27 protein-coding genes are annotated in these 24,988 nt (G+C 65.8%); 10 read left to right on the forward strand and 17 right to left on the reverse strand.

All coding sequences use genetic code 11. The annotated features are described in order from the left end of the window. Positions 1 to 198 precede the first annotated feature (198 nt). The 11 genes from ACFLEY_RS29830 to dapA form a co-directional block, all read right to left on the reverse strand. Entirely contained in the window at positions 199 to 1,143 is a 945-nt protein-coding gene (locus ACFLEY_RS29830; protein ID WP_082756451.1) for a dihydrodipicolinate synthase family protein, read from the reverse strand. Between the two features lie 14 nt (positions 1,144 to 1,157). Beyond that, a complete protein-coding gene (locus ACFLEY_RS29835; protein WP_082756447.1) occupies positions 1,158 to 1,949 on the reverse strand; it encodes an amino acid ABC transporter ATP-binding protein in 792 nt (263 codons plus the stop codon). Then, entirely contained in the window at positions 1,946 to 2,677 is a 732-nt protein-coding gene (locus tag ACFLEY_RS29840; RefSeq protein ID WP_161535632.1) for an amino acid ABC transporter permease, read from the reverse strand. Before ACFLEY_RS29840 ends, ACFLEY_RS29835 begins: the two co-directional genes overlap by 4 nt. A gap of 19 nt (positions 2,678 to 2,696) precedes the next feature. Then, complete coding sequence (locus ACFLEY_RS29845; RefSeq protein WP_060911315.1) at positions 2,697 to 3,533, reverse strand: ABC transporter substrate-binding protein; 837 nt, start codon at positions 3,531 to 3,533, stop codon at positions 2,697 to 2,699. A 121-nt stretch (positions 3,534 to 3,654) separates the two neighbouring features. Further along, on the reverse strand, positions 3,655 to 3,957 hold the full coding sequence (locus ACFLEY_RS29850; RefSeq protein WP_060911314.1) for a DUF4286 family protein: 303 nt from the start codon (positions 3,955 to 3,957) through the stop codon (positions 3,655 to 3,657). A gap of 11 nt (positions 3,958 to 3,968) precedes the next feature. Then, positions 3,969 to 4,922 (reverse strand): dihydrodipicolinate synthase family protein, encoded by a 954-nt coding sequence (locus tag ACFLEY_RS29855; protein ID WP_060911313.1) that lies wholly within the window; start codon positions 4,920 to 4,922, stop codon positions 3,969 to 3,971. After that, positions 4,919 to 5,350 carry a MaoC/PaaZ C-terminal domain-containing protein gene (locus ACFLEY_RS29860; protein ID WP_060911312.1) on the reverse strand — a complete coding sequence of 144 codons (432 nt, stop codon included), beginning with the start codon at positions 5,348 to 5,350 and terminating at the stop codon, positions 4,919 to 4,921. Before ACFLEY_RS29860 ends, ACFLEY_RS29855 begins: the two co-directional genes overlap by 4 nt. A gap of 3 nt (positions 5,351 to 5,353) precedes the next feature. Next, complete coding sequence (locus ACFLEY_RS29865; RefSeq protein WP_028172095.1) at positions 5,354 to 5,761, reverse strand: MaoC/PaaZ C-terminal domain-containing protein; 408 nt, start codon at positions 5,759 to 5,761, stop codon at positions 5,354 to 5,356. An 11-nt stretch (positions 5,762 to 5,772) separates the two neighbouring features. Further along, the gene (locus ACFLEY_RS29870; protein ID WP_060911311.1) at positions 5,773 to 6,936 is read right to left on the reverse strand and encodes an acyl-CoA dehydrogenase family protein; all 1,164 of its coding nucleotides are present in this window, start codon (positions 6,934 to 6,936) and stop codon (positions 5,773 to 5,775) included. Further along, positions 6,933 to 8,123: a CaiB/BaiF CoA-transferase family protein gene (locus ACFLEY_RS29875; RefSeq protein ID WP_060911310.1), complete on the reverse strand. Its 1,191-nt coding sequence runs from the start codon at positions 8,121 to 8,123 to the stop codon at positions 6,933 to 6,935. Before ACFLEY_RS29875 ends, ACFLEY_RS29870 begins: the two co-directional genes overlap by 4 nt. Before the next feature lie 14 nt (positions 8,124 to 8,137). Then, positions 8,138 to 9,046, reverse strand: a complete 909-nt coding sequence (gene dapA, locus ACFLEY_RS29880) for a 4-hydroxy-tetrahydrodipicolinate synthase (RefSeq protein WP_060913009.1) — start codon at positions 9,044 to 9,046, stop codon at positions 8,138 to 8,140. 184 nt (positions 9,047 to 9,230) lie between these two features. On the opposite strand from dapA, the gene ACFLEY_RS29885 reads away from it, so the two are divergent. From ACFLEY_RS29885 to ACFLEY_RS29910, 6 genes are all read left to right on the forward strand, one after another. Then, complete coding sequence (locus tag ACFLEY_RS29885; protein ID WP_011086085.1) at positions 9,231 to 10,316, forward strand: LacI family DNA-binding transcriptional regulator; 1,086 nt, start codon at positions 9,231 to 9,233, stop codon at positions 10,314 to 10,316. A gap of 197 nt (positions 10,317 to 10,513) precedes the next feature. After that, entirely contained in the window at positions 10,514 to 10,687 is a 174-nt protein-coding gene (locus ACFLEY_RS29890) for a hypothetical protein (protein WP_249162687.1), read from the forward strand. Between the two features lie 15 nt (positions 10,688 to 10,702). After that, on the forward strand, positions 10,703 to 11,845 hold the full coding sequence (locus ACFLEY_RS29895) for an acyl-CoA dehydrogenase family protein (RefSeq protein WP_211433309.1): 1,143 nt from the start codon (positions 10,703 to 10,705) through the stop codon (positions 11,843 to 11,845). A gap of 16 nt (positions 11,846 to 11,861) precedes the next feature. Beyond that, positions 11,862 to 13,439, forward strand: coding sequence for an acyl CoA:acetate/3-ketoacid CoA transferase (locus tag ACFLEY_RS29900; RefSeq protein ID WP_060911308.1), 1,578 nt, complete (start codon positions 11,862 to 11,864; stop codon positions 13,437 to 13,439). A 9-nt stretch (positions 13,440 to 13,448) separates the two neighbouring features. After that, positions 13,449 to 13,937, forward strand: a complete 489-nt coding sequence (locus ACFLEY_RS29905; protein WP_060911307.1) for a MaoC/PaaZ C-terminal domain-containing protein — start codon at positions 13,449 to 13,451, stop codon at positions 13,935 to 13,937. Between the two features lie 71 nt (positions 13,938 to 14,008). Continuing rightward, positions 14,009 to 14,845 carry an ABC transporter substrate-binding protein gene (locus ACFLEY_RS29910; protein ID WP_060911306.1) on the forward strand — a complete coding sequence of 279 codons (837 nt, stop codon included), beginning with the start codon at positions 14,009 to 14,011 and terminating at the stop codon, positions 14,843 to 14,845. 45 nt (positions 14,846 to 14,890) lie between these two features. On the opposite strand, the gene hydA is transcribed toward ACFLEY_RS29910, so the two are convergent. The 5 genes from hydA to ACFLEY_RS29935 are packed head-to-tail and all read right to left on the reverse strand — an operon-like array spanning position 14,891 to position 19,673. Next, complete coding sequence (hydA, locus tag ACFLEY_RS29915) at positions 14,891 to 16,351, reverse strand: dihydropyrimidinase (protein ID WP_082756433.1); 1,461 nt, start codon at positions 16,349 to 16,351, stop codon at positions 14,891 to 14,893. Continuing rightward, complete coding sequence (locus tag ACFLEY_RS29920; RefSeq protein ID WP_060911304.1) at positions 16,312 to 17,049, reverse strand: aspartate/glutamate racemase family protein; 738 nt, start codon at positions 17,047 to 17,049, stop codon at positions 16,312 to 16,314. The genes hydA and ACFLEY_RS29920 overlap by 40 nt, the downstream gene beginning before the upstream one ends. A gap of 3 nt (positions 17,050 to 17,052) precedes the next feature. After that, complete coding sequence (locus tag ACFLEY_RS29925) at positions 17,053 to 17,829, reverse strand: ABC transporter ATP-binding protein (RefSeq protein ID WP_011086077.1); 777 nt, start codon at positions 17,827 to 17,829, stop codon at positions 17,053 to 17,055. Then, entirely contained in the window at positions 17,723 to 18,685 is a 963-nt protein-coding gene (locus tag ACFLEY_RS29930) for an ABC transporter permease (protein WP_249162686.1), read from the reverse strand. The genes ACFLEY_RS29925 and ACFLEY_RS29930 overlap by 107 nt, the downstream gene beginning before the upstream one ends. Continuing rightward, on the reverse strand, positions 18,669 to 19,673 hold the full coding sequence (locus ACFLEY_RS29935) for an ABC transporter substrate-binding protein (RefSeq protein WP_060911303.1): 1,005 nt from the start codon (positions 19,671 to 19,673) through the stop codon (positions 18,669 to 18,671). Before ACFLEY_RS29935 ends, ACFLEY_RS29930 begins: the two co-directional genes overlap by 17 nt. A gap of 174 nt (positions 19,674 to 19,847) precedes the next feature. Here ACFLEY_RS29935 and ACFLEY_RS29940 point away from each other — a divergent pair, with 174 nt between their 5' ends. Beyond that, entirely contained in the window at positions 19,848 to 20,582 is a 735-nt protein-coding gene (locus tag ACFLEY_RS29940) for a GntR family transcriptional regulator (protein ID WP_249162685.1), read from the forward strand. Positions 20,583 to 20,584: 2 nt separating this feature from the next. Then, entirely contained in the window at positions 20,585 to 21,334 is a 750-nt protein-coding gene (locus ACFLEY_RS29945; RefSeq protein ID WP_038966024.1) for an aspartate/glutamate racemase family protein, read from the forward strand. Here ACFLEY_RS29945 and ACFLEY_RS29950 read toward each other — a convergent pair whose 3' ends face one another. Further along, on the reverse strand, positions 21,335 to 22,714 hold the full coding sequence (locus ACFLEY_RS29950; protein ID WP_060911302.1) for an amidase: 1,380 nt from the start codon (positions 22,712 to 22,714) through the stop codon (positions 21,335 to 21,337). A gap of 88 nt (positions 22,715 to 22,802) precedes the next feature. Between ACFLEY_RS29950 and ACFLEY_RS29955 the strand changes: the two genes are divergently transcribed. Next, positions 22,803 to 23,897 carry an ABC transporter ATP-binding protein gene (locus ACFLEY_RS29955; protein WP_028172110.1) on the forward strand — a complete coding sequence of 365 codons (1,095 nt, stop codon included), beginning with the start codon at positions 22,803 to 22,805 and terminating at the stop codon, positions 23,895 to 23,897. Positions 23,898 to 23,926: 29 nt separating this feature from the next. Further along, positions 23,927 to 24,973, forward strand: a complete 1,047-nt coding sequence (locus ACFLEY_RS29960; RefSeq protein ID WP_011086070.1) for an ABC transporter substrate-binding protein — start codon at positions 23,927 to 23,929, stop codon at positions 24,971 to 24,973. Positions 24,974 to 24,988: the final 15 nt, after the last annotated feature.

Below are 24,988 nucleotides of genomic sequence, written 5' to 3' on the forward strand. Positions count from 1 at the left end.
TTAGGTCTGACTGCGAGCCGCGAGGCAGGTACGCTCCCTCTCCCGCTTGCGGGAGAGGGTTGGGGAGAGGGTGTCTCCGCGGTGGGATTCCCCAAGAGGATAGAACCCTCACCCGGCGCAAGTGCGCCGACCTCTCCCGCAAGCGGGAGAGGTGACCGATCCCGCCGCGAGATCGAGTCAACCAAAAGCCATCAGGCTTCAGCGCGCGCCGGCGATCCGCAGCGCTTGCTCGAGTGCCCGCAACTCATTTGAAGTTGCCGGTGGCTGCGGCGGTCGCGCCGCGTCGCATGAAAGACGCCCAAGCAATTTCAGGCAGGCCTTGAGCCGCACCGTCGCGCGTCCTCCCGGCGCATCGCGATAGATCGCGACCGCAAGCGGATAGAGCTTCTCGTGCGCGGCCCGCGCCTGCTCCCAATCACCGGCTTCAGCCGCATTCCAGAGGCTGACGACAAGCTCCGGCACGACGCAGGCAAGGCTGACCTGGCTGCCGGCCGAGCCAACGAGATAGCTCGTCAGCAGGTGCTCATCTCCCGAGCCGAGCACGACGAACTCCGCCCGCAGCTTGCGGATCAGTCGCAGATTCTGTTCGTAAGTCGCGACCTCCCAGCTGCCCTCCTTGATCGCAACGAAGCGAGGGTCGGCAACCAGTTGCTCCAGCAGCGACGATGCATAAGCCATGGCACCCGCACCGACCGGCGCGGCGTAGAGCATCAGCGGCACGGTGGTGGCATCGCGGATATGGCGGTGATGTGCGATGACACAATCATCGGCGTGTGCGAGCGCCCAGCTGTTGGGAGGAAACACCAGAAGCCCGTCCGCGCCCGCCCGCTCCAGCACAGCCGCCTCGCGCGCGGCCTCCAGGCTCGATTCGTGATTGACGCCAGAGACGATCAGGCAGTCTTTCGGAGCGTACTCGCGCGCCAGCTCCACCACGCGCTGTTTTTCGGCGAGCGACAGCACAAAATTCTCACCGGCATGGCCGTTGACCAGGAGGCCATTGATGCCCGGCGTGGACGCGACCGAGGCCACATGATCCGCCAGTCTTGTCTCATCGATCTCGAAATCGGGCGTCATCGGCACGATCGTGGCGGCATGAATGCCGCGAAGGCGATCGCTGAATGTTTGCGTCATCTCGCCGGACACCGCCGCCGCGCCCGCTAGTGAATGATCTGGTCGAGGAACGTCCGCGCCCGTTCGGACTTCGGATGCTGGAAGAACTCCTCCGGTACGGCCTGCTCCACAACCTTGCCCTCGTTCATGAACACGATGCGGTCGGCGACCTCGCGGGCGAAGCCCATCTCGTGCGTCACGCACAGCATGGTCATGCCCTCCTCCGCCAGCTTCTTCATGGTCTCCAGCACCTCCTTGACCATCTCGGGGTCCAGCGCGGAGGTCGGCTCGTCGAACAGCATGATCTTCGGCCGCATGCACAGCGCGCGTGCGATCGCGACGCGCTGCTGCTGGCCGCCCGAGAGCTGCCCGGGAAATTTTTCGGCCTGGTCCGGAATCCGGACTTTTGTCAGGAAATGCATGGCGAGGTCCTTGGCTTCTGCCTCGCTCATGCTGTTCACGGTCATCGGGGCCAGGATGCAGTTCTCCAGCACGGTCATGTGCGGAAACAGATTAAAACTCTGGAACACCATGCCGGTGTCGCGCCTGACCGCGTCGATGTTCTTGCGCTGGCGATCGAGCTCGACGCCGTTGACGTAGATCAGGCCCTCGTCGTGCTTCTCGATGTGATTGATGCAGCGGATCAGCGTCGACTTGCCCGAGCCGGAGGGACCGCAGACCACGATCTTCTCGCCCTTGTCGACCCTGAGATCGATCTGATCCAGCGCGGTGAAGTCGCCATAGTGCTTGTAGACGGCCTCCATGCGAACCGCAGGCACATCGCGGAGCTGCGTTGCACCTTCGACGCCGCTAGCCGCATTCATCGATATCTCGCTCATGCCCGGGCCTCCACGCTCGCCCGCGCAACCGGCGCCCTCGCCGCAACCCGCCTCGACTTCGCAGCGCTGGACCGACCAAAGTGCTTCTCCAGCCGGCGTTGAATCGCATCCCAGACCGAGGTGAGGATCAGGTAATAGGCCGTGGCCGCCGCATAGACTTCGAGGATCTGGAAATGCTCCTGCATCAGCATGTCGCTGCGGCGCATGAGCTCCTCGACCGAGATCACCGAGGCGAGCGAGGTCGCCTTCAAGAGCGAGTTGATGGAGTTGCCGAGCGGCGGGATCATCAGCCGGAACGCCTGCGGCAGGGTCACCCGGCGGAACGTCACCCAGGGCGACAGGCTGAGCGCCCAGGCGGCTTCGCGCTGTCCCGCCGAAACGGCCATGAAGCCGCTGCGCACGATCTCGGCGAGGTAGGCCGCCTCGTTGAGGATCAGGCCGACCAGCGCGCAGGTGATCACGGAGAACTTGATCCCGAGTTGCGGCAAGCCGCTGTAGATCACCACGAGCTGGATCAGCAGCGGCGTGCCGCGGAAGAACCAGATGTAGAAGCGCGACGCGCCCGACAGCACCGGGTTGGACGACATGCGCATCAACGCGATGCCCATGCCGAGGATCAATCCGCCGATGACCGCCGCCACCGTCAGGCCGATGGTGACGAGCACCCCCTTCATCAGGAAGTAGTTGAAGAAGTAGTTGACGGCGGCCGTCGGACTGAAATGGCTCATCGGCTCGTCTCCGTAGGTATCAGGCCGGACCCGGGCCGGCGATCGCAAGCGGCTGATCGGCCGGCATGCTGGTCAGGCCGAACTTGTCGAACAGCGCCTGGTAGCTGCCGTCGGCGCGCATGGCGTTCAGCGCCTTGACGACGGCGTCGACCACCGTCTTATTGCGGAAACCGAGCGTAGTGCGCGCCGTGCCGAGCCCGCTCAATACTTCCTTCACGCGACCGCGGCCGGTGAGATCACGCGCCACGCTGTCGACAAGCAACGCGTTGTCCACCTGGCCGGCCAGCAGCGCGCTGACGACGTTGGTGGCGGTGGGGAAGGTCCGCATCTCGACGGCTGCGCCGCCCTTCGCCACGCTCGCATCGCTGAGCTTCTTGAGCCAATTCATCTGGTAGGTGCTGACCTCGACGGCGGATGTTTTTCCGATCAGATCATTTTCGGTAGCAATTTTTGTGCCGCTGTCGGGCGCAACCACGACCGAAATCGCCTGAATGGCGTACGGCACCATGTACATCAGCTTCGAACGTTCCTCGGTCCAGAACATGCCGGTGTCGATGCCGTCGATGCGGCCCGCGGCCATGGCCGGTATCATCGCCGGAAAATCCATCCGGACGAGTTCGACCGGAAGACACAACCGCTTGCCGAGCTCGGCGGCGAGTTCCACGTTGAGGCCCTGCAACTGGCCGTCCTTGTCGACGAATTGCTGCGGCGGGTTTGTCGGATTGATCGAGAGCTGCAACTTCCCGGGCGCAATCAGATTGTCGTCGGTGATCCCAGGCGTACAGGCCGCATGCGCAGCCGTGGATGCAAGAGCGAGTGCGGCGGCCGCACTCAGGCGAAGCAGTGTCGAGAGCATGTGATACCTCCAGTAAGACGCCAATGACCGATGCAGTCCCTCGCCCGGGATTCCCCTCAATGTTTGTTGGATGCGGCCGGCCGGATCTCACGACACGACAGGCAGCATCGTCTTCGCCCCCTCAAGCCGATCCCGACATCGGCTTGAGCTGGATTCGCATGAAGTTCTTCACCAGGGGCTCGAACGGACCGAAGCCCTTTACCTTCAGGAACTCCGGCGTTTCGAACGCCCATCGTCCCGCGACTTCGTACATGGCCGCGTATTTCGGTCCGTCGCCGATCGAGACGAAGCGCTTTGCGGACAGCCAGCCGGGACAGGCGAGCAAATCAGGGAAATGCCTCTGCTCGTACCAGGCGTTGAACGCGGCCTCGTGCTCGGGATCGATGTCGACCCGCACGATGTGAATGAAGGCTTCGTCGGCCATGGGTTCGTCCCTCACGCCAGACGAATGTCGCCGGTCGCGCGCGCCGCACCGAGCGTCGTTGCGATGGCGTCGCACAACGCCGGAACGACCGGCAGCAGCGGCGGCCGCGGATCGGCGTTACCGATCAAGCCGAGCGCCTTGAGCCCGACTTTCATGCGCGTGTGCATGTCCATGATCGGCGCCGGGCCATAGATCGCGCGGACGATTGGATAGAGCCGCTCGTTGACCGCGCGCAGCGCGGTGAGATCGTCGGCGAGCGCCGCCTGCCAAAGCGCGACGAACAGATCCGGCGCGAGGCTGACGAGACCCGAGAGAATGCCGTCGCCGCCGATGGCGAGCTGCGGCAGGAACCAGTTGAAGTTCGACGGCAGGATCGCAACGGAGGGATCGGCCCGCTTCACCGCCCGGCGATTCTCGTCATAGGCGAAGATGCTGTCGCTGCCCTCCTTGATGGCGATGACGCCGTCAAGCGCTGCGATCTTCGCCAGCGTCTCCGGTGAGTAGCCAAATCCGGACGCCAGTGGATATTGGAAGATCGACACTGGAATGCCGATGGCGGAACTGACCGCCTGCACGAAAGCCACCGGTGCGCGCGAGGTCGCCGATGCACCGCCACCAAGCGGCGCCGGCGGGAACAACACGGCGCAATCGGCGCCGGCAGCTTCCGCGAGCTGCGCCTGATGGATCGCTTCCGCGGTGGAATGCGCGATAATGCCTGAAAGCAGCGGCTTGCCGCCGATGTGCCTGCGCGTCCGCTCGATCACCGCCTGCCGCTCGTCGTCCGAGAGCGACCCGCCCTCGCCGGCATGTCCGTTGACGAACACGGCCGCGATCCCGTCCGGACAGGCGCAATAGTCGAGCACGCGGGCGTAGCCGTCCCAGTCGATCGAGCTGTCGTCCTTGAAGGGCAGCACGGTCGCGACCGTGACGCCGCGCAGGTCAGGTTTCTTCATCGGCTTGCTCATGACGGTTTCCGCCGTGGAAATTTCAGGCTCGCGCGCGCCTTCAGCACTTCGAGGCCGCCCTCGTTGCGGGCGCTCGCCTCCCAGATGATGGTGCGGGTCTCGTCGTGCTGCTCGGCGATCCAGACGTCGAAGGTGAGCGTGTCGCCGTAGAACACCGGGCCGGTGAACCAGAACCGGTCCTCGACAGAGACGCCGATCGTGCCGACCAGCTCGCTGGTGAGGATGCTGGTGCAGAGGCCCGCGACCATGATCCCCGGCGCCGGCCGGCGGCCGAAGCGCGTCGCGCCCGCGTAGACCTCGTCGACATGAACGGGACCGAAATCGCCGGTCGCAGCAATATAGAGCGCACCATCCGCCTCGGTGATGGTCTTGCTGAGGCTGACCCTGTCGTTCACCTTCAGATCGTCGAAGGATTTCGGCTCGTACATGGCTCAGCCCTTCGCGAAAGGAACCAGCGTCGCGGTGCCGTCCACCACGGTCGCCCCGGAGGGCGACAGCGTGCAGGTGACGCGGCAGACCGCGTCATCACCGGCAACCGAGACGATCTCGGCCTTGGCCTCGACGGACTCGCCGACGATCACCGGCGCGGCGAAATTCAGCGCGATGCTGCCGATCCGCCGCGTCGGTCCGCCGAGCTGGCTGAGGCAGGTCGTGGCAAGGCCGCCGACCGCGAGCTCGAAGGCGACCATGTTGGAGGCGCCGGCCTTCCTGGCGCGGACGGCATCGACATAGAGACCGCCGAGATTGCCGCTGATGCCGGTGAACATCGCCTGCTCCGCAACCGTCATGGTCTTGCGGAACGCGAAGACGGCGCCGGGCTTGAGAGGTGCGTGAGACATCGGTCGTTTCCCTAGAGCTGCAAGCCGTTCTTGATGGTGCTGCGCGCCACCAGCATGCGGTGGATCTCGGAGGTGCCGTCATAGATGCGGGTGACGCGCGCGTCGCGATACATGCGCTCCAGCGGCAGGTCCTTGCTGAAGCCCATGCCGCCGAACACCTGGATGGCGCGGTCCACGACGCGGCCCTGCATCTCGGAGGCCGCGACCTTGATCATCGAGACCTTGTCCCGCGCATCCTTGCCCTGATCGATGTCCCAGGCGGCGTTCATCACCATCATCTTGACGCCGAAGATCTCAGTGGCGGAATCGGCGATGAGTTTCTGCACCATCTGGAAGTCACCGATGAGCTGGCCGAACTGACGCCGCTCGCCGGCATGCTTGCGCATCATCTCGAGCGCACGCTGCGCCATGCCGACGGCACGCGCCCCGATATGGGCGAGACGGATCTGGAGCACGCTCTGCATGATCAGCTTGAACCCGCCGCCAACCTCGCCCAGCACGGCCGCTTTCGGAATGCGGCAGTCCTCGAAGGCCAGCTCAGCGTGGCCATAGCCGCGGTGGCCCATCATCGGCTGCGTGCGTGCGACCTTGAAGCCGGGTGTGGTACGATCGACCAGAAACAGCGTGATGCCGCCCCGCGCGCGCTTTTCCTTGTCGGTCAGCGCCATCAGGATCACGTAATCGGCGATGTCGCCGTCACTGATGAAATGCTTGGTGCCGTTGAGCACCCACTGGTCGCCGTCGAGATGAGCGGTCGTGCTGATCGAGGCGGCGTCGGAGCCGGCGCCCGGCTCGGTGATCGCCATGGCGCAGATCTTGTCGCCCTTCACCGTCGGCAGCAGATAACGCTCGACCTGATCGCCCTTGCAGGCCATCAGCATCAGATAGACCTGGCCGAACACGCGGCGGATCAACGCATCGGAGGTCTTGCCGAACTCCTCCTCGACGAGACAATGCTCGACGCAGGACAGCCCGCCACCACCGACATCGGCCGGCATGTTCATCGCATACAGGCCGAGCTTCTGGGCCTTGGCCTTGGTCACCGCCAGCGCATCGGGCGGCACCTTGGCCGTCTGCTCCACGACGTCTTCGAGCGGCTGCACCTCCGTCTCGACGAAGCGGCGGACGGTATCGACCAGCAGGCGCGTATCCTCAGGGATTGAAAAGTCGATCATCGCGCCACTCCCACCGCCTTGCCGGCGATCATCGCGTCAATGTCGGCAGCGCCGTAGCCGATCTCGCCGAGCACCTCGCGCGTCTGCGCACCTAGCCGCTGCGGCACCAGCCGCACCTCCGGCGACCGGCCGTCATAGCGAGCGGGATGCGCCACCATCCGAATTTGCGCGCCGCCGGCACTCTCGGCGCTCTTGAACACGCCGAGATGCTTGAGCTGGGGATCGGCCTCGAGGTCGCGATAATCCTGGACCGGCGCGTGCCAGATCCGCGCCGCCTCGAGCGAGGGCAGCCAATCGGCCGTCGACTTCTGTTTCAGACGCGTCGCGACGATCCGCGTGATCTCCTCGCGCTTCGAAAAACTGTCGGCCTCGCCGAACCGCTTCAACTCTTCGCAGTCGAGCCCTGCCGCGAGCGCCTTGGGCGCCGCCATCGAGATCGCGAGATGGCCGTCGGCCGTCGCATGAATGCCGTAAGGCCCGGGGCTGAACCAGGCGGCAATTCCGGCCGGACCGCGTGGCGTCGGCGACGGCGCGCCATTGAGCCAGGCGGTCAGCGGCTCGACCTGGAGATCGAGGGCGGCCTGATAGAGGTTGACCTCGACGAGCTGCCCCTTCCCCGTCTTGGTCCTGGCAAACAGTGCCGCGAGAATGCTCATGGCATAGAGCGAGGCCGCATGCTGATCGACGATCACCGCGCCGACAGCGGTCGGCTCGCCGTCCGCCCGCCCCGTCCGCATCGCAAGGCCCGACATCGCCTGGAGCAGCAGATCCTGGCCGGGACGATCCTTGTAGGGCCCTTCCGATCCGAACCCGGTCGCCACCGCATATATCAGGCCGGGGTTGATCGCCTTGAGCGTGTCGTAGCCGAGGCCGAGCTTGGCCATGGTGCCCGGCCGGAAGTTTTCCATCACGACATCGGCGGTCGCGACCAGCTTCTTCACCGCGGCGATGCCGTCGGGATGCTTGAGATCGACGGCGAGACTGCGCTTGTTGCGCCCGGTCGCCAGGTGATTGACGCTATCACCCGCGACGAAATGATTGGCCACCGCCCAGTTGCGCTGAAACGCGCCCTCGATCGGCTCGACCGCGATGACGTCGGCGCCGAGATCGGCGAGCGTCTGCGCGGCCAGCGGGCCAGCGAGGTAATGATTGAAGCTGAGGATTTTGACGCCGTCGAGCAGGTTCATCGATCACACCAGGTTTAAGCGGCTGCAGTGGATGCGCCGCGCCACGCGAGACCGAACGACTTGACCAGCGCCAGCGCGGCCGCGTCCTGTGCGGCCGGCAGCGGCAGTCGCGGCGGGCGCGGGCCGCCGACCGCAAGGCCCATATGGCCGAGCAGCGCCTTGCTGCCGGCGACATAGGCCTGGCCGCCGACGAACTCGATCACCGGCAGATATTTCAGGTAGAGCTCGCGCGCCTCCTTGATGGCGCCCTCGTCTGCGACGAGGCTGAAGATGCGCGCCATCTCGGACGGCACCACATTGGAGGCCACCGCGACCCAGCCTTGCGCGCCCTCGACGAAGGATTCGAAGCCGAGGATGCCGCCGAACACGGTCATCCTGTCGCCGCAGAGCCGGATGATGTCGCGCACCCGCGTCACCTCCAGCGTCGACTCCTTGATATAGAGACAGTTGTCGATCTCGGCGATGCGCGCCACGAGCTGTGGCTTGAGATCGACATTGGCAGTCGCCGGATTGTTGTAGACCATGATCGGCAGCGCGATCGCGTCGGCCACCGTCTTGTAGTGATGGACGAGCTCATCGTCGGTCGGCGTCGAATAGAACGGCGGAATGATCATGACGCCGTCGGCGCCCAGCTTTTCGGCACGGCGGCTGAGGCGAACCACCTCGCGCGTATCCTCCGCACCGGTGCCGATCAGCACGGGCACGCGCCCCGCGGCCTGGCCGATGACGACCTCCGCCACCAGCGCCTTCTCGTCGTCGTCGAGAGACAGGAATTCGCCGGTCGAGCCGAGCGGGATTAGCCCATGAATGCCTTCCGCGATCTGCCAGTCGACGAAGGCGCGCAAGGCTGCAACATCGACCTCGCCCGCTGCCGTGAACGGGGTGATCATGACGGTGTAGGTGCCGCGGAACGTCTTCATCAGGGAACTGCCGGGTGCTCGGGTGAATTCAGGCGATGGGTGCTGCCTGCGGAATATCCGCACGCGTTATGCAATCGTTTGCATAAATGGCTCTGCATTGGGCAACACCATCCATTTTTTGAGCTTGATCCGCGTGGAATAAGCTCATAGCGTTTCTGCAATCGATTGCAGTCTATCGGCAGGTTTGATGACCGTCACGCTCAAAGATGTGGCACAGGCGGCCCGCGTTTCGGTCAGTACCGCCTCGCGCGCACTGACGGGAACCGGCTTGACCAGCGAGCGCACGCAGCAGCGCCTGACGCGTATCGCGCGCGAGCTCGGCTATCGGCCGAACCCCATCGCGCGGGGCCTCAAGACCGGACAATCGCGGCTCGTCGCGCTGCTCGTGCACAACCTCACCAACGCCTCGTTCCAGGTGATGGCCGAAGTGGTGCAGGCGCGCCTGAAGGCGCTGGGTTATCAGATGCTTCTGTGCATCGGCGGCGACGATCCGCAGCAGGAGAGCGACACCCTCACGACGCTGGTCGACCACCGCATCGACGGACTGATCGTCGTTCCCACCGGCAAGAACGGCCCGCAGCTCAAGGCGTTGGCGAAGGATGTTCCGATCGTCTGCCTGGTGCGGCGCGACGACGCAACCGATCTCGAGACCGTGCTCGCCGACGATCCGCAGGGCGCCTATCTCGGCACGCGCCACCTGATCGAGCTCGGCCACAAGCGCATCGGGTTGATCGTCGGCCGCCAGGATACGACGTCCGGCCGCGAGCGACTGTCCGGCTATGTCCGCGCGCTGCGCGAGGCCGGCATCGCCAAGGACGACACATTGATTCACGCCGGCCATTTCGTCCCCGAGACCGGTGCGACGGGCTGCCGCAAGCTGCTGGACCTCCCGCGCCCGCCGAGCGCGATCTTCGTGGCCAACCACGAGGCAACGCTCGGCGTGCTGCGCGTGACGGCGGAGCGGAACATCGCGATCCCCGACGACCTCTCGCTGCTCTGCTACGAGGACATGCCGTGGTTCGAATGGCATCGCCCCGCGATCAGCATCGTCGATAACGGCGCGCGCGATCTCGCCAATCTCGCCGTCGACCGGTTGCTGCAACGCATGGATGCGAAGGGCAACGGCAATGACGGCGTTCGCGAATATCGCGTCGGCGCCCGGCTGATCAAGCGCGACTCCTGCCGCCAGTTCGATGCCCCGCCCCCTGCGAGATCCGCGAAGTCCAAATCATCTTCATCCAAATCATCTGCGGCCAAATCCGCGAAGGTCTGATCGATGCCCTATGTCGAAGTGCTCGCCCCGCAAGCCCCAAACCAGCGCAAGGCCGCGCTGGCGAGGTCCGTGACCGACGGCCTGATGTCGGCGTTCGGCGTCACCGCTGATACGGTCACGCTCTATTTCCTGAACATTGCGCCCGATGACTACGCCCATGCCGGCACGTTCGGCGCGCAGGCCACCGGCCAGCGCATATGCTCAAGGTGCACGCGTTCCGCCGCAGCGAGGCCGAGCGCCGCGCCGCCGCCATCGCGCTGACCCGCGGCGTATGCAGCGCCTATGGCGTGCCCGGCGATGACGTCGCGGTCTATTTCCTCGATCGCGACCGCAGCGAGGTCTCCCACGATTCCAAGCTCGCCAGCGACTGACGGGAGCCGCACGCCATGGACCGCTTCTACTCTCAAGACCAGAAAGCCCTGCGCGAGACAGCGCGCCGCTTCGCGGAGGCTGAGATCCTCCCGCGCGCCGCCACGATCGACCGCGAGGACCGCTTCGACCGCACCCTCTACAAGGGCATGGCCGATCTCGGACTGTTCGGCATCTGCCTGCGCGAAGGCGCCGGAGGCGCCGGCCTGGATGCAGTCGCGGCCTGCATCGCGATGGAGGAGCTGGCGCGATGCTCCGGCGCAGTCGCCAATGCCTTCGCGATCCCCGTCGAGGCGGTGCTGTTCTTCGACCATCACGGTACCGACGCGCACAAGGCACTGATCCCGAAAATTCTCAGCGGCGACATTATTCCCGCGACCGCCGTCTCGGAGCCCGACCACGGCTCCGACGTTGCCGGCATCCGCACCCATGCGGTGCGCGAGAGCAACGGCTGGCGGCTCAACGGCACCAAGGCCTGGGTGACGCTCGGCGGTGTCGCCGACCGCATCATGGTGTTCGCGCGCACCGGCAGCGAGGCGGGCCACCGTTCCATCTCCTGCCTGCTGGTCGACGGCGCCCTGCCCGGCATCGCCCGCGGCAAGAACGAGGAGCTGCTCGGCATGCACGGCCTTGAAGATTGCCAGATCACCTTCTCCGACGTGCAGTTGCCGGCGGACAGCGTGATGGGGCCGGAGAACCAGGCCTTCAAGATGGCCATGAGCAATTTCAACTTCAGCCGGCTGATGATGGCCTCGATGGCGCTCGGCATGGCGCAGGCCGCGTTCGAGGACGCCACCGCCTATGCCCGCGACCGCAAGCAGTTCGGCCAGGCCATCATCGGCTTCCAGGCGGTTCAGTTCATGCTCGCGGACATGTCGACCGACATCGCCGCCGCGCGGCTTCTGATCCACCACGCCGCGCGCCTGCACGATGCCGGCGAGCCGATCGCCAAGGAGGCGGCGCAGACCAAACTGTTCACGACCGACATGGCGATGAAGCACGTCTCCAACGCGCTGCAGATCCACGGCGGCAACGGCTATTCGCGCGAATACCGCATCGAGCGGATCTTCCGCGACGTCCGCCTGGCCCAGATCTACGAGGGCACCAACCAGATCCAGCGGCTCATCATCGCCCGCCAGGTCGAGAAGGAGGCTGCGTGATGCGGGGCGTGCAATCATGCTGAGCATCATCACGGCGGCAGAGGCCGCAGGCCTCATCCGCGACGCCGATACGCTGATCGTCGGCGGCAATGGCGGCACGGGCGCGGCCGAAGCCATTCTCGACGCGCTGGAGCGGCGTTTCCTCGGCGGCCAGGGCCCGCACAATCTGACGCTGATCAACATCACCGGCGTCGGCGCCGTGACCGAGAAAGGCCTCTGCCATCTCGCCCATGAGGGCCTGATCGCGCGCGTGATCGGCGGCAATTTCGGCTTGCAAGTGCCGTTCATGCGCCTCGTCCGCGACGAGCTGATCGACGCCTACAATTTCCCGCAAGGGGTGATGAGCCAGCTCTGCCGTGCCATGGCGGCGAAACATCCTGGCGTGCTCACCCATGTCGGTCTCAACACCTATATGGACCCGCGCCAGGACGGCGGCCGCATGAACAAGCGCACCACCGCGCCGCTGGTCGACCTGCTCGAGCTGCACGGCCAGTCGTGGCTGCTCTACCGCGTCCCCGCCCCGCCCGAAGTCGCCATTATCCGCGGCACCTCCGCCGACGAAGACGGCTATGTCAGCATGGAGCACGAGGGTACGACGCGCGAGGATCTTTCGATCGCGCAGGCCGTGCACAATGCGGGCGGCACCGTGATCTGCCAGGTCAAGCGGATCGTAAAGCGCGGCTCGATCCATCCGCAGATGGTCAAGATCCCCGGCTTCCTGATCGACCATATCGTGCTCGAGCCCGATCAGATGCAGACCTACGGCACCGCCTACGATCCGGCGCGCTGCGGTGAAACGCGTGTGCCCGAGGCGATGATCACGCCCGATCCGCTGACCGAGCGCCGGGTGATCGCCCGCCGCGCCGCCTTCGAGCTGCGCCCGCGCGACGTTCTCGGCGTCGGCATCTCCGCGATGATCCCGAACGTCGCGGCCGAGGAAGGCATCTCCGACCTGATCACGCTGACGGTCGAATCCGGCGTGGTCGGCGGCGTGCCGGGCCATGCGCGCGAATTCGGCACCGCGATCAATCCGCGCGTCATCCTCGACCAGGCCTATCAGTTCGACTTCTACGACGGCGGCGGGCTGTCTTGCGCCTTCCTCTCCTTCGCGGAGGTGGACGAGGCCGGCAACGTCAACGTCACCCGCTTCGGCGATCGCCGCGACGGCTCCGGCGGCTTCATCGACATCACGCAGAACGCCAAGCGATTGATCTTCAGCGGCACCATGACCGGTGGCAAGTTCGATATCGGCGTCGAGAACGGGCGCCTTGCGATCCGGCGCGACGGCGCCTTCCGCAAGTTTGTGCCGCAGGTTGGCCAGATCAGCTTCAGTGCGTCGCTTGCCGCGCAGCGCGGCCAGCACGTCAGCTATGTCACCGAGCGCGCCGTGTTCGAACTGGAGAACGGCAGCGTGACCTTGACCGAGATCGCGCCGGGCGCTCGCCTGGAGGAGGACATCCTCGCCCATATGGGCTTTCGGCCGCGCATCAGCCCGCAACTGAAGGACATGGATCCGCGCATCTTCCGCTCCGGGCCCATGGGCATCGCGCAGAGCTTCAAGGCCTTGCCGGCGCGGCCGCGCAAGGTCGCCTGAGGATTGGGCATGGACACCAGCGCCCCGATCAATCTCCGTTACGAGGACATCGCGCTCGGCACGGAGTTCGAGACCGCCGCGCACACCGTGACGGAGGCCGATATCGCAGTCTTCGCCGACGTCACGCGCGACCATCATCCGCTCCACATCGATGCAGGCTATGCGAAGTCGCGCGGTTTTCCCGCGGTGATCGGCCATGGACTGTTCGGCCTGTCGCTGATGGAAGGACTGAAGTCGGAGTTGAAGCTGTACGAGGAGACCTCGGTCGCCTCGCTCGGCTGGGACGAAGTCAAATTCAAAGGTCCTATCGTCGCCGGCGATAGCTTGCGCGTGCGTTTCCGTTTCGTCGAGAAGCGGCCGACCAAAAATCCCGCGCGCGGCATCGTCATCGAGACGCTCGACCTTCTCAACCAGCGCGATGAGGTGGTGACCGCCGCCCGCCACACCTCGCTGATCCTGACCCGGCAGGCCGATCGCGACGCGACGGCGGCCATTTGACGAGACAATGAAGAAGACGTCGGACCGGAGAACGGCTCCTCTGCCACCCACGATTTGATCGGAGTATTCAGATGCGATTTCCCAAGATCTTCTCCGCCTTCGCCCTGCTGATCGGCCTGTCCCAGGCCGCCGGCGCTCAGACCTGCACGCCGAAGGTCCCGGCCTCGAGCCTGATCGAAGCGCCGAAGTGGCAGATGTCGATCAACCCGACGCTGCCGCCGCAGCAATTCGTCGACGACAAGGGAGAGTTGCAGGGCCTCAATGTCGAGCTCGCCCGCGAGATCGCCAAGCGCATCTGCGTCGAGCCGGTGTTTCTGCGCATGGACTTCCCGCCGATGATCCCGGCGCTGCGTTCGGGCCGCTTCGATGCCATCAACACCGGTCTGTTCTGGACCGAGGAGCGCTCGAAGATGCTCTACCTCGTGCCCTACGCGCAGCAGGCGATCAGCATCTACACCGATCCCTCCTCCAGCCTGAAGCTGGAGAAGTTCGAGGATCTCGCCGGCCGCGTCGTGGGCGTGGAATCGGCGACCTACACCGAGCGCAAGGCGCGCGAGTTCAGCACCGCGATGGAGGCCAAGGGCCTGAAGCCGATCGAGCTGCGCACCTTCACCACTGTCACCGCCACCTCAGCGGCGCTGCGTGCCGGTCAGCTCGAGGCCGCGCTCAACATCAACGAGACCGCCAACTCGCTCGAACAGAAGGGCATCGCAAAGATCTGGGTCCGCGACATCGCCGGCACCGACATCACCTTCGCCTTCCGCGACAAGCTGCTGGCCCAGGCCGTTGCCGATGCGCTCACCGCGATCCGCGCTGACGGCACCTATGACAAGCTGTTCGACAAGTTCGGCATGACCAAGCTGAAAACCACGACATTCGCCATCCGCGGCGACGGACCGACGAACTGACGGCGGAGATCGCCGACCCGATGTGATCCTCACATCGCGTGAGGATCACACCAGGCTGGACTTGCCGCGGCTCAGCACCTGGCCCGCGCCCTTGTCGCCGACGATCCTGCCGTGCTCGTACACCACGCGGCCCCGGGCAACCGTGGTGACCGGCCAGCCGGTGACGTCAAAGCCCTCCCACGGCGTGTAGTCTGCGCCGTGATGCAGATCGGCCTGCTGGATCGGCTTTTTCAATTTGGGGTCCCACAGCACGATATCGGCATCGAAGCCGACACCGATCGAGCCCTTGCGCGGATAGAGGCCGTAGATGCGCGCATGGTTGGTCGCGGTCAGCTCGACGAATTTTTGTAGGCTGATCCTTCCCTTCGACACGCCCTCGGAGAACAGGATCGGCAGTCGCGTCTCGACACCGGGGATGCCGTTTGGCACCCAGCGGAACGAGGTGCGCGAATTCGGTGTCAGCTTGCCCTTCGGGTCGTCGTAGCGGAACGGGCAGTGGTCGGACGAGAAGGTCTGGAACACGCCTGATGTAATGCCCTCCCAGATCGCCTGCTGGCTTTCGGCATCGCGCGGCGGCGGCGAACAGACGTATTTCGCGCCAGTAATGTCCATGTTCAGGCCCTTCATGTCGTCGGCCGTCAGCGTGATGTATTGCGGACAGGTCTCCGCATGAACCGGCAATCCGCGCTGCTGAGCCCAACGCACCTGCTCCATCGCCTCGCGGCCGGAGACATGGACGATCATGATGGGGACGCCGACGATTTCGGCATGGCTGATGGCGCGATGCGTCGCCTCGCGCTCGACCGCCTGCGGCCGCGAGACGCTGTGATAATAGGGCGCGATATGGCCCTCGCGCTCCAGCTTGGTGGTCAGGAAGCGGATGGCGTCGTAGCCCTCGCAATGGACCATGACCAGCGCCTCCTCGCGGCGCGCGACGTCGAAGACCTCGAGCAACTGCTTGTCGCTGAGCACGAGGTCGTCATAGGTCATGAACACCTTGAACGAGGTGTAGCCGTCCTTGACCAGGGCCGGCAGCTCCTGACCGAGCACGACCGCGGTCGGATCGGAGATGATGAGGTGGAACGCCGTGTCGATGTAGCACTCGCCCTCGGCGAGCTTGCGGTAGTTCTCGACGCAGGTCCGCAGCGAGGTGCCCTTCTCCTGAAGCGCGAAGGGCAGCACCATGGTGTTGCCGCCGGCGGCCGCCGCGCGCGTCGCCGAGGCGAAGTCGTCGGCCATCACCACGTCGGGGCCGGAAGCTTGCGAGATGTGCACGTGGCTGTCGATGCCGCCCGGCAGTGCCAGCAGGCCCGTCGCGTCGATCTCGCGCGCCGCACCCTCGAGATGATCGGCAATGCTGACGATGCGGCCGTCACGGATGCCGATATCCGCACGAAACTCGTCGCTGGCCGTCACGATGGTGCCGCCGCGAATGGCGAGATCGAGCTGCGTCACTGATGTCTCCGTCACTTGATGGCTGGCATTGTCTGGAATATCCGGCCCCATTCCGCAAGAGCCGCAATGTCGCCGCCGGCAAGGCTCAGGGTCCGCCACAGCGTGACCGCGACCGAATCGAGCACGGCGATATTCAGTTCCCGCTCCAGCGAGGCGGCCAGCGCGGCCCCGTCGAGATTGGTGCAGAGGATGACGATCGCATCGGATCCTTCCGCCGCCACCGCGCGTATCATACCCGCAATCGTCGCCGGCGCGACCTCGCCGAAGGAAAAATTGTCGCGCAGTCCAAGATGCCGCTCGGCACGCGGGGCGATCCCCTCCTCGGCCCACACCTCTGCGATCCGCCGCTGCACGTCGTCCGTATAGGGCGAGACCAGGCCGACGCGTTTGGCACCGAGCGTCCGGGCGGCATCGATGCAGGCGAGCGTCGACGTCGTCGCGGGCACGCCTGTGCGCGCCGTGATCGCCTCACAAAGGTTCCTGTCGCGGCCGATGCCGAGCCAGCTTGCGGACGTGCCGTTCCAGGCGATCGCGTCGACTTTCGCATCCGCCAGCAGGTCCGCCGCCGGCAGCATCACCGAGGCGTCGAACTGGCTCAGCGCGGCGGCGTCCAGCGCAATCTCGGTGACGCGGAAGCGTGAGAAATGCGCGGTGACATCGGCCACGCCACGCAGCATGGCGCTGGTGACGGGCTCGAGCACCGAGTTGGACGATGGCGTGATCATGCCGAGACGCTTGCGCATGACCATACTCTACGACGCCTGCGCGAGGCGCGTCGACTCCTCCCGGATCAGAGCCAGGATGTGGCGCTTCGCGTCGTTGAATTCGGGGCTGGTGATGTCCCGCGGACGCGGCAGGTCGAAATTGACGGCCTCGCGGATCCGACCGGGCCGCTTGGTCATCACCACGATCTTGTTGCCGAGCACCAGCGCCTCGTCGACACTGTGGGTGACGAACACGATGGTGCAGCGGCGCTTCTGCCAGATCGCGACCAGTTCCTCCTGCATTTCGAGCTTGGTCTGGGCGTCGAGCGCCGCGAACGGCTCGTCCATCAGGATGACGCTCGGGTTCATCAGCAGCGCGCGGGCTATCCCGACCCGCTGGTTCATGCCGCCGGACATCTCGGACGGATGATGGTGCTCGAAGCCGCGCAGGCCGACGAGATCGATGAACTCCATGGCGCGGTGGTGCCGTTCGGCCTTGCCGACGCCCTTGAGCTTGAGATGGAACGCAATGTTGTCGATCGCCGTCAGCCACGGCATCAGGGTCGGCTGCTGGAACACCACGCCGCGGTCCGAGCCGGGCCGCTCCACCTGCTTGCCGCCGACCAGCGTGCGGCCGCTCGTCGCCTGCTCGAAGCCGGCGATGATGTTGAGCAAGGTTGACTTGCCGCAGCCGGACGGGCCGAGCAGGCAGACGAAGTCATTGGCCTCGATGTCGAGATTGATGTTGTCCAGCGTCAGGAGATCGCGGCCGCGCCGCTTGTCGGAGAATACCTTGACGATGTTGCGAAGCTCGATTGCCGCCATCAGCCTGCCCTGCCCTGCCCTGCACGGTGGTCGTCTGCTGCCAGCGCAGCGTGCGCGCCATGATCGCCTTGAGGCCGAGGTCGGAGAGATAGCCTAGCAGCCCGATCGAGATCATCGCGGCAAGCACGATGTCGTAGCGCAGGAAGTAGTAGGAATCCCACAGGACGTAGCCGAGGCCGCTCTTCACCGCGACCATCTCGGCCGTGACCGTCAGCATCCAGGCCGATCCGACCGCGATGCGCAGGCCTGCGAAGATCGAGGGCAGCGCCGCCGGCAGCACGATATCGGTCAACATCTGCCGCTGGCTTGCGCCCATCATCGCGCCGGCACGCACGAGATTGTGGTCCACGGTCTTCACCCCGTGAATGCTGTTCATCAGCACGGGAAAGAAGGCGCCGAGGAAGACGAGGAAGATCGCGGGCTTGTCGGCGATGCCGAACCAGATGATGGCCAGCGGAATCCAGGACACCGGCGGGATCGGCCGCAGCATCTGCAGCGTCGGCTCCAGCGTCTTCTCGAACAGGCGCGACCAGCCGATGGCGACGCCAGCGAGAATGCCGAGCGCGCTTGCCAGCGCAAAGCCGCCGAAGACGCGAAGAGCGCTGGCGAGCGCATCGCGCAGCCAGTGCCCCGAATAGGTCTGCGTGGTCTCGTCGAAGCCGAACACCCAGTCGCCGAGCGCATGCAGCACCGCGCTCGGCGCCGGCAGCAGCGCCGTCGGCAGCATGCCGCTGCGGGCAAAGGCCTCCCAACCGGCGATCAGCAGCGCGGGAACGACGACGCGTTCGAGCCCCTGGAACGCCCGTGTCAGCCGGAACGCCGGCTTGGCCGGCGCGGCATCAATAACCGAGGTCATTCTTGGCTTTTCCCGTGGCCTGCTCCAGGAACGAATAGTCCATGTTCTTCTCCGCTTCCGCGGAGACGTCCTTCGCAATGTATTTGAGGTCGCGCATCATTGCGGCGATCGCGAGCGTCTGCGAACGATGGATCGCCGGATCCGGCGAGGCGTTCTTCAGCGCTTCGGTCGCCACCGTCTTGTCGAGGCCGGTGAGCTTGTTGATGACCTCGATCCACGGCCCCTTGTCGGCGATCAGCTTGTTGTCGAGCTCGACCACGGCGCTGACGACGCCCTGGACGCCGGCGCGCTGGCTCGCGATCACGTCGGAACGGGTGACGATCAGGTTGGTGAGATTCCCCGCGGCCTGGTCGTAGGGCAGCACGAAGTGCTTGCCGGCGCCGGCGAGCCGGATCTGCGAGGCAAACGGCTCGACCGAGCAAATCATGTCGACCTCGCCGCGCTGGAGCGCCGCGAGATGGTCCGACGGATTCGGAATGTTGATGAACTGGATGTCCTTGTTCGGATCGACGCCCTGCTTGAGGAACGCGCCGCGCATGTGGATGTCCTGCGCATTGCCGCGGAACGCTGCGACCTTCAGCGGCTGGCCGTCGCTCTTCGCCTTCAGAGCGGTCGTCTTGAAAGTGGTCCAATCCTCAGGGGGAAGGTTCAGTTTCGCGGAGGAGAGACATTCCGAGCCGCCATTGATCTGGCCTGATACGGCGACGACGTCAAAGCCTTTGTCGAGCGCGGTGATGTAGTGGAGGTAAGTGACCTGCGCGACGTCGATGCTCTTCGACACCAGCGCGGTGAGCACGTCATTGCCCGAGTTGAAGCCGGTGGCCTCGACCTCGACACCCTTCGCCATGCCTGCAATCAGCGACATCGGCAGGCAGTGCGCGCATTTGGCGTAACCGAGCTTGATCTTGGCGGTCTGCGCGGAGGCGAGATCGCTGCCACCGAACATCGCCGCCATCACCACGAGGCCCCATCGCAAACTCGTCCGCATCGCTCACTCCGTTTCGAAGGCGCGAGGTCTCGCGCGTCACCAGAGATCATCGGCCGGCCTTTGCGGCAGCGCAACGGGGATTCTGCATGCTGCATACAATTTGCGCGTTGTGCCATTGTTTTCAGCGAGATGCGTCGGTATTTTGGGCAAGTCAAAGGGCTGGAAACGGCTAAGATGAGCGGAAGCAGTGAGGCACGCGTGCAGCAGAAATCGGAAGCGCCGAAGGGACGAAAGTCGCCCAAACTCAAGCGGATGGGCCTGCATGAGCGCGCCGCCGCGCGGATGCGGACGATGATCATCCGCGGCGAGCTGCCGCCGGGATCGCAGACCCAGGAGACCAGGCTGTCGAAAGAGCTGGGCGTGTCGCGCACGCCGTTGCGCGAGGCGATGAAGGTGCTGGCGGCCGAAGGGTTGATCGAGCTACGCCCCAATCGAAGCCCGCGCATCGCCGACATCGCGGTCGACGGCATCTCGGAGCTGTTCGAGGCGCTGTCCGGAATCGAACGGCTGGCCGCCGAGCTTGCCGCGGAGCGCGCCACCGAGCGCGATCTCGCCCGCCTGCGCACGCTTCAGACCCGCATGGAGGGTCATCACCGCAACGGCAAGCTCGACGATTACTTCGCCATCAACGGCGAGATCCACAACACCATCGTCCGCATGGCGCGCAACACGCCGCTGCGCGAGGCGCACGAGACGCTGATCTCCCGCGCCGAACGCGCGCGTTACCTCGCGCTCGGCGCTAACAGCCGCTGGAGCAATTCGGTCGACGAGCACGCCGATATCCTGGCAGCGCTCGAGGCGCGCGACAGCGAAGCGGCCGGCCGCCTGCTCGGCGCCCATGTCCGGCGCACCGGCACTGCCCTGCTCGAAGTGATCGCCGGCTCTCAAGCCAAGCAGACGGCGGCGTGACCATGAAGCTGCTGCTGCTCAATCCGAACACCAGCACCGAAGTCACGCACCTGATGATGGGGGTCGGGCAGCGCGCGGCCTCATCAGGCACCGAGCTGATCCCCTGCACCGCGACCCGCGGCGTGCCCTATATCGCGACGCGGACCGAGGCGCAGATCGGCGGCGCCATTGCGCTGGAGATGCTGGCCGAGCAGCACCGGAACGTCGATGCCGCGATCATCGCCGCCTTCGGCGATCCCGGCCTGTTCGCGGCGCGCGAAACCTTCGACATTCCCGTGGTCGGCATGGCGGAAGCCGCGATGCTGACGGCTTGCATGGCGGGCCGCCGCTTCGCCATCGTCACCTTCGCGCAGGCGTTGGGCCCCTGGTACGAGGAATGCGTCCGCGCCCACGGGCTATGGGAGCGCTGCGCCGGCATCCGCATGCTCGACACGCCGTTCCAGGCGATCTCCGAGGTCGGCACCGAGAAGGAGGATGTGCTGGTCGATCTCGCCCAGCGCGCCATCGTCGAGGATGACGCCGACGTGCTGATTTTTGCGGGCGCGCCGCTCTCGGGCCTCGCCGAACGCGTGGCCGACCGGATTCCCGTCCCCGTCGTCGATCAAGTCGTCGCCTCAGTGAAGCAGGCCGAAGCGCTTCATGCGCTGCGGCTGCGCAAGGCAACGGCAGGCACGTTCCGCCGGCCCGCCGCCAAGCCGACCATCGGTCTTGCCGAGGCCCTCGCCGCCCGGCTCGAGCATCGCGACAGCTGATCAGAGAGGCGGCCGGCGATGCGAAAACCCCAATTCGTTCTCGATGGCACGGCCGAAGGCAAACAAGCGGGATTCGCCGCCGGGCGGCGCGATGATCTGGATGCCGAACGGCAGCTCGTTCACATCCCTGGGTGCCGGCAAGGTCAGGACCGGAAACCCGACCAGCGACACGATGAAGGTGACGGCGAGATAGTCGATCGGCGTCTCCAGCGCGGCGCCGTCGATCGCGGTGACGTCGCTGATCTCGTTCGGCCAGGGCAAGACCGATGCCGCCGGCGCGACCAGGAAGTCGGCGCGCGTGAACAGCTCGCGAAAGCTGCGATAGATCGCCGTGCGCCGCCGCTCGGCGGTGAGATAGTCGTCGGCGGAGAGTGTTGCGCCCGCCTCGATATTCCAGATCACGGTGGGTGTGAGCTCGGCGCGGCGGGTCCTCAGCAACTCGCCAAAGCTGTTGGCAATGTGCGCGGCGCGCAAGGTGCGGAAGGTTTCGATCGCTCCGCCGCAATCGGGCGAGGACGGCACGACATCGACAACACGCGCGAGCGCCTCGCAAGCCGCTGCGAAACGCGCTCGAACGTCGCGCGCAACCGGTGCGACGCCGAAGTCAGGCGTGACGGCGATCCGGGGAGGTCCTGCGATCGCTCGATCGTCACCGACAACGCCGGCCGAGAGCGGATCGTGCGCGTCGCTTCCCGCGCATCCCGACAGCGCAAGCGCGAGATCGTCGATATTGCGGGCGAGGAAGCCGTGGCTGGCCAGCATATCCCAGCCGAGCGGACGGCGCGGCGACGGGATGCGCCCAGGCGTCGGCCGGATCGAGGCGACGCCGCAGAAGCTTGCGGGCGTGCGCACCGAGCCGCCGAAATCGGTGCCGTGCGCCAGCGGCACCATGCCGGCCGCGACCGCAACGGCAGAGCCGCCGGACGATCCGCCGGAGGTCAGCGCGGGATCGAAGGGATTGCGCGTCGGCCCGCGCAACCGGTTGGTACAGACCGCACCGAAGCCGAATTCCGGCGTGTTGGTCTTGCCCAGAATGATCGCACCGGCGCGCCGCAGCCGCGCGACCACGAGATCGTCCTCGGCCGGGACGTGATCGCGGAACAGAGCCGATCCGTAGGTGGTGGTCAGCCCGCCGGTATCGGTGAGGTCCTTGATCCCGATCGGCACGCCATGCAGCGGTCCGATCGGCGCGGGCGCTGCATCGCAGATTCCCGCCGCGCGGCGGGCGCCCTCCGCATCGACCGTGACGAACGCCGCCAATTGGGCATCGAGGCTTGCAATCCGTGCGAGGTGCGCCTCGACGGCGTCACGCGAGGACAGCTCGCCTCTCGCGATAGCGCGCGCAAGCTCCGTGGCCGTGAGGTCGCAAACCGATGTCATCGGCCCACCATGCCAAAACGCGCATCGAAAGGCGAGCGCTTCGGGCACGAGACTTGCTTTCTCCTCTGGAGCAACGGGAGGCAACACCATGGCTGATGCGCCAAGCGGACGTTCGCTCGTCGTCGATGCGGTGACGCACCGCTATCCGAGCGGCGCACTCGCGGTCGAGAACATCAATCTCGACATCAAGGGCGGCGAAATCATCGCCCTGCTCGGTCCGTCAGGCTGCGGCAAGACCACCCTGCTGCGGATCATCGCCGGCTTCATCGCGCAGACGCAAGGGCGCATCATCATCGGCGACGACATCGTCGATTCGCTGCCGCCGAACCGCCGCGCGGTCGGCATCGTGTTCCAGAACTACGCGCTGTTTCCGCACCTGTCGATCAGCGAGAACGTTGCCTACGGGCTCGCCGCGCGCGGCATCGACAAGGCGAGCCGCCAGCGCGAGGCGCAGCGCCTGCTGGAGCTGGTGCAGCTGCCGACCATGGCGGAACGATTGCCGCGGCAGCTCTCCGGCGGCCAGCAGCAGCGCGTTGCGCTCGCCCGCGCGCTCGCGATCAAGCCGTCGATCCTGCTGCTCGACGAGCCCTTTGCCGCGCTCGACAAGAATTTGCGGCTCGACATGCAGATCGAGGTCAAGCGGCTGCAACGCGTCTCCGGCATCACCACGCTAATCGTGACCCACGACCAGGAAGAGGCGCTGTCGATGGCCGACCGCGTCGCCGTGCTGAGCCATGGCAAGCTCGAGCAGTTCGGCTCGCCGTCCGACGTCTACGACCGTCCGCAGACGCTGTTCGTCAATACCTTTGTCGGCTCGACCAATCGCATGCCCGGTGTCGTGGTCTCGGCGGACCGCACCGCCGCAAAGGTCCGCCTCGATGCCGGCGCGGAGATCATCGCACGGCCCGCGGGCGGCGCGCTCGCCGAAGGTGGCCGCGTCACCGTCTGCATCCGGCCCGAGCACCTGCAATTCGTCGGCGACGAAACCGGCTTTGCCGGCGTGGTCGGCATGTCGCTGCCGCTGGGCGCCACCGTCGTGCACGAAGTCACGACCGCCGACGGCTCCGGCGTCAAGGTCTCGCAGGCGCGCATCGGCGAGACGCGCGCGCTGGAGAACGGCGCGGCGGTGCGCCTCGCACCGCTCGCCCCATCGCTCGCCAACGCCTTTCCCGCAACGCTTTAGATCCAGTTCTTGTCCAGAGGGAGTTCCACATGATCATGAACCGCCGAAGCCTGATGACGACCGCACTCACACTCGGCGCCATGAAGGCGTTTCCGGGCCTGAGCTTCGCCCAGGCCCGCCCGCTGGTGTTCGCGACCTTCACCGGAAGCTGGGAGGAGGCGCACAAGGCCGTGCTGGTTCCCGCGTTCCGCAAAGCCAACGCGGACGCCGCGATCGTGCTCGATCCCATGCTCTCGGTCGACCAGATCGCAAAGGTCAATGCCGCCAAGGCCAATCCGCCGATCGACGTCATGCTGCATGATCCCGGCCCCGCCCTCGTCGCGATCGGCCAGGACCTGGTCGAGCCCTATCCGGTCGAGAAGAGCGCCTACTACAAGGACCTGATCGCCGAGGCGCAGGAGCCGATGGGCCCCGCCCCGTTCTTCCAGGTCGTCGGCCTCACCTACAATCCGGAAGCCGTCAAGACGCCGCCGACCTCCTGGGCCGATCTCTGGAAGCCGGAGTTCAAGGGGCGCGTCGGCATCACCAATCTCAACTCGACGCTCGGCACCGGCTGGCTGGTCGAGATCGCCAAGATGCGCGGCGGCTCGGAAGCCAATGTCGATCCCGGCTTCAAGGCGCTGGAGGAGTTGAAGCCCAATCTCGCCGCGGTCGCCGCCAATCCCGGCGCGCTCGCCACCCTGTTCCAGCAAGGCCAGATCGACATCTCGCCCGGCAATTTCAACGCCATCCAGATCCTGAAGGCGCGCGGCGTGCCGGTCGAGTTCGTGGCGCCGAAGGAAGGCGCCATCGCCTTCAAGACCACGATCCACATCGTCAAGAACTCGCCGAACCGCGAGCTCGCCTTCAAGCTGATCGAGGCGGCGCTGACGCCCGAGGTGCAGACCACACTGATGAACCCGCCCTACCTGATCGTGCCCACCAACTCCAAGGTGACGATGGGCGGCGAGATCGCCCGCGTGCTCGCCAAGGACACGGCCGAGCTGAAGCAGAAGTTCGTGTTCCAGGACTGGAAGAAGATCAACGAGCAGCGCTCGGCCTGGATCGAGCGCTTCAACCGCGAGATCAAGATCTAAGAGCTCCAAGGACCT

The sequence above is a fragment of the Bradyrhizobium sp. YCK136 genome, assembly GCF_044570075.1.
Lineage (GTDB): Bacteria > Pseudomonadota > Alphaproteobacteria > Rhizobiales > Xanthobacteraceae > Bradyrhizobium > Bradyrhizobium diazoefficiens.